Origin of the sequence: Pontibacter diazotrophicus, assembly GCF_003367245.1 — a bacterium.
In the GTDB taxonomy this organism is placed as follows: domain Bacteria; phylum Bacteroidota; class Bacteroidia; order Cytophagales; family Hymenobacteraceae; genus Pontibacter; species Pontibacter diazotrophicus.
Map to the genome: position 1 here is coordinate 272,572 of NZ_QRGR01000008.1, position 6,467 is coordinate 279,038.

The window sequence follows — 6,467 nt, forward strand, 5'->3', positions numbered from 1 at the left end:
GATACATATTTGTGTTAATATATAGGTAAATAACTATGTTTTATAAAAAGTTTTATATAATAGAAAATAGTGTATATTTGTTGTATTCAAAAGAATGCTATAAAAGTGATACTGCTCCATTGCCCCGATTCAAACTTATTAAGCCACCACAACCACCCTTATCATGTATTCCTGGAAAAATTTACAAATGGTAGTAACGGTTGTCCTGCTGGGTCTGGCAGCTGCTTGCTCACTTTTTGAGCAGAATGTAGAGGTGCTGCAGACATTTGAGCTGCGTATTGATAAGCCTGCTGACGCCGCGATGCAGTTTTCTGTACAGAAGGATGTATACACGAACACAGAGCAGGTGCAGAAGTATGCCAATGATATAGATGCCTTCGTCATCAGAAAGATAAGTTATAAGGTGAAAGACTTTGCAGGAAGTGAAGCGCCTTTTGTTTCTGGCACGATAGAATTTGCCCCATCCGGCAGCAATGAGTTTACTATGCTGAGCGCCATTACCAGTTTACACCTGAAAGAAATGGCGGAGCAGGAGCAGGAAAGTACCATCGTGTTGCCCGATAAGACAGTAGAAGAAAAGCTAACCGAACTGTTACGCATGGGCAGCCCTGTTACGTTCCGTTTGAACGCTGTTACAGACAATAACCCTATTGCTGCCACGCTTGTAGTGTACATCGACGCACTCATGACAGTAGAGATGTAGACTACCACTGCTTTAAACCCTAAAAAACAAAAGCCTGCAGGTATTATCTGCAGGCTTTGTTATGTATTGACGGTTTTGCTACCATTTCATAATCCTGTTCACGCCGTTGTTTACGGCCGGTACAATGGCTAGCTTCGTAACGGAAATCATCACGAAAAACACAAAGAAGCTGCGCAGCCACCGGATCATAAAGTCAGAGGTAAACCCAAAGACATAAATTTCTAAAGCAGAGGCTAAAAGCAGGCTGATAACGGCTATAAGTATTAGCTGGCGTTTGAGCTGCGGTGTCAGGAGCTGTTTTTTCATAAATATATTTTACCAGCGCAATTTACAGCGCCGGATACCACATTCAAAAATCAGGAGTGGCCTTTTTCCGCTTCCTCCTCTTCTCTCCCCTTGTTGTTTTTAGCCATTTCCCGCTCTGTTTCAGTTTGTGGCGGAGGAGTCGGCTTGTCCTGTTTTACTCTTTCTACATCCGACGAATCATCCTTTGTTGTCTCCTGCATCGGAGCCTTCTGCTTGTTCTCTTCCATATCTTTCTTTTTTTGTAAAAGCTTTACATGGTGTACGGCACTCATGCCCCGGCGGTGTCGGAATTTAACAATAAGCTTCTGACAGACGTACATGAAAGAGCCGGGTGTTAGTAAAACAACGGATTTCAATTTTAACCGGAAAGGACTGAATCATATGAATACGAAAAAAATAAAAACGACTATACTCACTTTAGCCACAACGGCCATCGCCACTTTTGGTCTGGCCGCCTGCGATACAGGCACAGATCCAGGTGAAGTAAACACAGAACGCAGCGACATAAGAGAGGAAGGATCGATGGTGGGGGGTGAAAATGAAGGCGCTTCCCGCTACGATACTGCCGGTGCTGACATGGAACGCCATTACGACCACGCCGACCATGAGAACCATAACGGTGAAAGAACCGGGGCGGTGCACGCCGGCGACGGTAAAGACAGCGTTATACAGCGCGATGATGTGCAATAACCTTAACTATAGATAAGCATAAACCAGCAGCGCCTGCTCCTTTTGGGGGGCAGGCGCTGCTGGTTTACTAGGTATAAGAAAGCTTAGTTGAAGACAAAGCCGTTCGGGCCGATACCTGCCCTGAACTCTGTTACTTTAGTGCCATCTGGTTGATATACATGCACAGTTCCCTCCCCGGCAAAACCGTTGGAGTCACCGCCATAGATATAGCCGTTGTCCGGATCCACACCTAAGCCGTAAAAGCTGTGATCTATAATAACGGTGTTACTTAGGCTGGTGGCGCTCACGTCCTGCACATAGGTACCACCATCATAGTTGAAGTACAGTTTGTCTCCGTTGCCATTGATAGTTAAGTTGCCTGGCTGGCTTTGGTTGCTGCCGAAAGTGTAGGTTTGCACATTTTGCGTACCTGGCGTGATTTTGCTTAGTGCTCCGGCAGTTGTCTGGTCATAATCTATCGCTGTCCAATCATCGTTATAAGTAATTCGCCCCGCACTCAGCACCCAAATGTTGTTGTCACGATCCAGTGCAAGTTCTGTGGGTGCATCCGAAACAGTAATTGTGCTCTCTACTGCATCAGTAGCTGTGTTGATAACTGTAACATTATTGTCGCCGCTATTGGCTACATAAAGTTTACCGCCCGCTACTAAGAGTTGCTCGGGTTCCATGCCTACTTCAATCGTCTCGGTAACGGTATAGTTATTCAGATCAATTACTGACACCCGACCTTGGGAACCTGCATAATCTACTGTCTCCGTTACGTAGCCTTTCTCATTATTGAGGGCAACGAAATGGCGGGGCAACTGCAGATTTTCCACTACGCCAACTGATTCAAAAGTATATGCATTCACCACTTCTATTTTGTTGCTGTTGTTAGCCACTATATAGGCTAGGGAATCATAAAGCTCCATGTCCTGAATCACGTCGCCGAGTGGTCTTCCTGCATTCGCGTTACTAAAAATGCCGTTCTGCACCTGGTGCCCTGCGCTGTCGCTTAAGAAAGAGATAGAGCCATTTGGTGTACCCCAATTGCCCTCGTTTATAATGAAGACTCCTTCCTGGTCATATGGGCCGCGGACTTCATTTTCAATAACTGGTTCTACATCATTTTCGTCATCACAGCTTGTAAAGGCAACGGAGGAAGTAATTAGTGTAGCTGCTAAAAAGAAGCTGCGAAAGAAATTTAGTTTTCTCATTTTATAGTCTAAAAGTGTTTAAGGAATAATAAAGCGTAAGCTGAAAGTATAGCCGCGAGGCGGCATGGCCCGGTAAGCCATTGTCTGGTATTCTGTGTTCGTCACATTATCGGAGCGGAGCGTGAGGATGAGCGTGTTCTGCCGGATTTGCAGCTTCTTGTTCAGGGCCAGTTGCAGCAGCAGGAAATCATCTAGGCTGGTGGTTTCAGAGTTGCTGGTATAGCGCAGGCCGGTGTAGTTCAGGTTACCCAGCACAGACCAGCCACGATAGCTTGCCTCTGTGGAAAACGTAGCCTTATGCAGCGGCACATACATCAGCTGCTTGCCTTTGTCGCCTGTACCTTCATACACCGCCACCTGTTCTGAGGAGGTATAGGTGTAGCCTGCGGTGCCGCTGAGTTTTACGTCACCTACGGTAGCGGTAGCGGTACTGCTGAGTTCTATACCTTGCGAGCGGACTTTCTGCAGGTTTGTTGGCCGCCAGTTACCGGTATAATCCGGTGCCCATTGTATCCAGTCGTCCACAAACATATGATAAGCTGTGGCTTCTGTTTCCAGCAGCAGCGTGTTGCCCAGCACCAGCAGGTGGCGTAGGCCTCCCTCGTAGCTCCAGCCCTGCTCCGGTTTCAGGTTTGGGTTGCCGGCGCCAATCCAGAAGCGGTCGTTGAGGGTAGGTACGCGGTAACTGCCTGAGACATTGCCTTTCAGGGAAAGCTGGTGCCTGTTGTTATTATAGAACTTCCAGTTAAAACCAAGGGCGGGCGTGGGCAGTGGGTCATAATTCTCGACAAAAGCCTGTCGGAAGTTGAGGCTAAGGGCAAGCGGCTCCACAGGGTTGTACCGGAAGAGCGCGAATACAGAAGCCCTGTTCTCATCCTGCTGCCCCGCATAACCGTCGTTCTCTGCCACAAAGTGCTGCAGGTTAATACCCCCGCGCAGGCTCCAGTTCTGGCCTTGCGTATAGGTCTGCTCCGCCTGCAACTGGTATGTTTGTACATCGGCCACAGAATTGGTGGAGTTGTCGGTATAGTGCAGGTAGTCCTTAAAATAGGCCGCTTTTATGTCCGTCTGGCCCCATCGGCTGCTGTGACCAAAGGTTGTCATCAGGCGCAGGTTCTCGTCCAGCTGCTTTGCATTATTATAGGCTGAGCCCATGGCTGGTTGTAACTCCCGGTCGGCATACGTGTACCAGGTGTGCAGCGCCACATTGGTTTTGGAGGATAGGTGGTAGGTGAGGTCCTGCGTAAAGCCACGGAGTTGCTGCGCGGCGTGTTCCTGTTTTACTTCCGGAGTGCGGAAGCGGGAGAGGTCCCGGTAAGTAAAATCATTCTCTGCCAGGCGCAGGTAAGCACTGGCGCCTACCTCTAGTTTAGCACCACTGTAGTGGAGGCTGCCACTGCTGAAGTAGCGGCCAAAGCTGCCCGCCTCCTGCTGCAGATCAGCCCCGAAGCCCTTGCCCTTGTATTCAGGAGAACTTAATAATACTGCTCCTCCAATGGCTCCGCTACCGTATGTAGCCGCCGCGGAGCCATACTGTACCGCTACCTCCCCAATACCACTGACCGGCAAGGTAGAAAAATCAGTCTGGCCCAATGTGGCAGGGGCAATATTGAGTCCGTTCCAGAGCACTGCCGTTTGCGTGGCACTGGTTCCCCGAAAAGCGACAGAGGAAAGCCCACTGACGCCATAGGTTTTAAAGTAGATAGGCGTGCGGGCCTGCAACGCGTCTGCCAGCGAACTGGAGGCATAGGTGCTGAGGTAGCTGCTATCAACAGTGCTCACGCGGCTGCCGGCGGCATACACCTCGGCAGGCTTGCCAAAAACCTCCACCGTACGCAGTTGGTGCGCAGTAGAGTCTTGTTGTGCCACAGCAGGTACAGCTAACCCAAAAGAGCAGGCAGCCAGCGCAAAAAACTTACGAAAAGAAAATAATACCACGTACCCGGTTGCTTTTATCCCGAAGCATGCGATAAGGTAAAAAGGCAGAGGCAGCAAGCGCATGAAGCGAAGGCCGTGCAGCTTTTTACCCGGAAGCATACGACAAATCAGTGTCGGACTGGCAGGTCTCCTGGCTCTCTTCAGTTAGCCCGCCTTCCCATGTGGCAGATGCCGCACAGTGGCCGTTGGTGTATAGGCTAACCCTTTTTATGAAGATGACAGTTGCGGGAACAGCACAGGTTTTGCACCTGTTTCCCTTTTAAGGCTTTTACCACGGCAGTAGTAAGAGCCACCAATCTGGGCGCAAAGATACGTTATAATTACGAATTATAAATTATGAATGGAGGGTAGGACGTATTTAACTCACTAGCCGTAGCCTCGTACCAACTTATTAAAAACCGAATAAAGAACAACGCACAACTAATAACGAAACTTGAAGCTACCGAAAGAATTTTATACCCGGCCTGATGTAGTGGAGCTGGCACAGGAACTGATCGGCAAATATCTTTATACAAATATAGATGGCATCCTGACCGGTGGCATGATAGTCGAGACCGAGGCTTATTCAGGGGAAAATGACCAGGCCTGCCATGCCCACCTCAGCCGCCGCACCCAACGCACCGAGATTATGTACCACGAAGGCGGTGTTGCTTATGTGTACCTGGTGTACGGCATCTATCACCTGTTCAACATCATTACAAACCAGAAAGATAAAGCCGATGCAGTGCTGGTGCGGGCCATTGAGCCGGAGGTAGGAGTAGAGGAAATGTTGCTGCGGCGGAAAATGGCAGTTATCAAGCTCAACCTGACCGCCGGGCCGGGGGTACTGAGCATCGCCATGGGCATCAACAAAAATCTTTACGGCGCCGACCTGACCGGCAACACCATCTGGCTCGAAGACAAAGGCATCAGTTTTCCTTCTGAAGACATAGCCGCTGGACCACGTATCGGCATCGATTATGCGGGCGAGGACGCCAGCCTGCCCTGGCGCTTCTGGCTGAAGGGGAATAAGTGGGTGAGTAAGAAGCGATAGCTTGTTAACCGTTGTTCGTGCTTCTGGTGAGTTGATAGTTATGATTCGGAGTTAATAGATTTTCTCTTCAATAAAGTTGATCAGGCTTTCTGCCATTTTTTGCTGTTCCTCAACTCTGGGATGGCCCGGCGTGTTCTTAAAAGGCATAAAGTGTGTGTACACTTTAGCATCGTCTAAAGAGGCTACAGCTTTGGCCACGTAACCCGGCCAGGGGGAACCTTCTTGGGTAATATCCATGCTACCGAGTGCGGCGATGATGTGTGCCTCCGGGTACTTTGCTCGGATTGATAGTACAAAGTTCCGGTAAGCCTCTACAATCGCTTCTTCTGTTGGTGCCTCGGTGCCGAACTCTCTTTTAAACTCTTCATGCTCCGGCCTGTTTACCAGCCACGAGTCGTTCTGAAACAGGTTAATTACCACCACATCAGGTGTATAATACCAAATAGTATGAAGGTTATTCCATAGCTATTTTAGCCTGCGCGACAGCCTTTTTGATGTAGGGATATCCAGTCAGGGAGGCTATTTGCTGTGAGGAGTAGCCCTTGGCGGTGTTTTCTATCCACTGCTCCAACTCTCCTTCATCCTTGAAGTTGTTGAAGGC

General features: G+C 49.1%; 8 protein-coding genes and 1 riboswitch. Of the genes, 3 read left to right on the forward strand and 5 right to left on the reverse strand.

The window, feature by feature from the left end; genetic code table 11:
* The first annotated feature begins 187 nt into the window (after positions 1–187).
* On the forward strand, positions 188–703 hold the full coding sequence (locus DXT99_RS09325; protein WP_147294193.1) for a hypothetical protein: 516 nt from the start codon (positions 188–190) through the stop codon (positions 701–703).
* A gap of 78 nt (positions 704–781) precedes the next feature.
* Here DXT99_RS09325 and DXT99_RS09330 read toward each other — a convergent pair whose 3' ends face one another.
* Together DXT99_RS09330 and DXT99_RS26990 are read right to left on the reverse strand one after the other, a co-directional pair.
* On the reverse strand, positions 782–1,009 hold the full coding sequence (locus tag DXT99_RS09330; protein ID WP_115565270.1) for a DUF2798 domain-containing protein: 228 nt from the start codon (positions 1,007–1,009) through the stop codon (positions 782–784).
* Between the two features lie 50 nt (positions 1,010–1,059).
* Positions 1,060–1,236 carry a hypothetical protein gene (locus DXT99_RS26990; RefSeq protein ID WP_181885078.1) on the reverse strand — a complete coding sequence of 59 codons (177 nt, stop codon included), beginning with the start codon at positions 1,234–1,236 and terminating at the stop codon, positions 1,060–1,062.
* Positions 1,237–1,390: 154 nt separating this feature from the next.
* Between DXT99_RS26990 and DXT99_RS09340 the strand changes: the two genes are divergently transcribed.
* Complete coding sequence (locus DXT99_RS09340; RefSeq protein ID WP_147294194.1) at positions 1,391–1,699, forward strand: hypothetical protein; 309 nt, start codon at positions 1,391–1,393, stop codon at positions 1,697–1,699.
* An 83-nt stretch (positions 1,700–1,782) separates the two neighbouring features.
* Here the strand turns inward: DXT99_RS09340 and DXT99_RS09345 are convergent, their stop codons facing one another.
* Entirely contained in the window at positions 1,783–2,895 is a 1,113-nt protein-coding gene (locus tag DXT99_RS09345) for a YncE family protein (protein WP_115565273.1), read from the reverse strand.
* 18 nt (positions 2,896–2,913) lie between these two features.
* A complete protein-coding gene (locus tag DXT99_RS09350; RefSeq protein WP_115565274.1) occupies positions 2,914–4,932 on the reverse strand; it encodes a TonB-dependent receptor plug domain-containing protein in 2,019 nt (672 codons plus the stop codon).
* Positions 4,933–4,936: 4 nt separating this feature from the next.
* Positions 4,937–5,145, reverse strand: a riboswitch (cobalamin riboswitch).
* 121 nt (positions 5,146–5,266) lie between these two features.
* Between DXT99_RS09350 and DXT99_RS09355 the strand changes: the two genes are divergently transcribed.
* A complete protein-coding gene (locus DXT99_RS09355; RefSeq protein ID WP_115565275.1) occupies positions 5,267–5,866 on the forward strand; it encodes a DNA-3-methyladenine glycosylase in 600 nt (199 codons plus the stop codon).
* Between the two features lie 51 nt (positions 5,867–5,917).
* On the opposite strand, the gene DXT99_RS09360 is transcribed toward DXT99_RS09355, so the two are convergent.
* On the reverse strand, positions 5,918–6,289 hold the full coding sequence (locus DXT99_RS09360; protein WP_115565276.1) for an SGNH/GDSL hydrolase family protein: 372 nt from the start codon (positions 6,287–6,289) through the stop codon (positions 5,918–5,920).
* Positions 6,290–6,467 lie beyond the last annotated feature (178 nt).

Coding starts and splice junctions, on each gene's coding strand:
- DXT99_RS09330 (WP_115565270.1), bottom strand. CDS start 1,009: ATGAAAAAACAGCTCCTGACACCGCAGCTCAAACGCCAGCTAATACTT.
- DXT99_RS09325 (WP_147294193.1), top strand. CDS start 188: ATGGTAGTAACGGTTGTCCTGCTGGGTCTGGCAGCTGCTTGCTCACTT.
- DXT99_RS26990 (WP_181885078.1), bottom strand. CDS start 1,236: ATGGAAGAGAACAAGCAGAAGGCTCCGATGCAGGAGACAACAAAGGAT.
- DXT99_RS09350 (WP_115565274.1), bottom strand. CDS start 4,932: ATGCTTCCGGGTAAAAAGCTGCACGGCCTTCGCTTCATGCGCTTGCTG.
- DXT99_RS09345 (WP_115565273.1), bottom strand. CDS start 2,895: ATGAGAAAACTAAATTTCTTTCGCAGCTTCTTTTTAGCAGCTACACTA.
- DXT99_RS09340 (WP_147294194.1), top strand. CDS start 1,391: ATGAATACGAAAAAAATAAAAACGACTATACTCACTTTAGCCACAACG.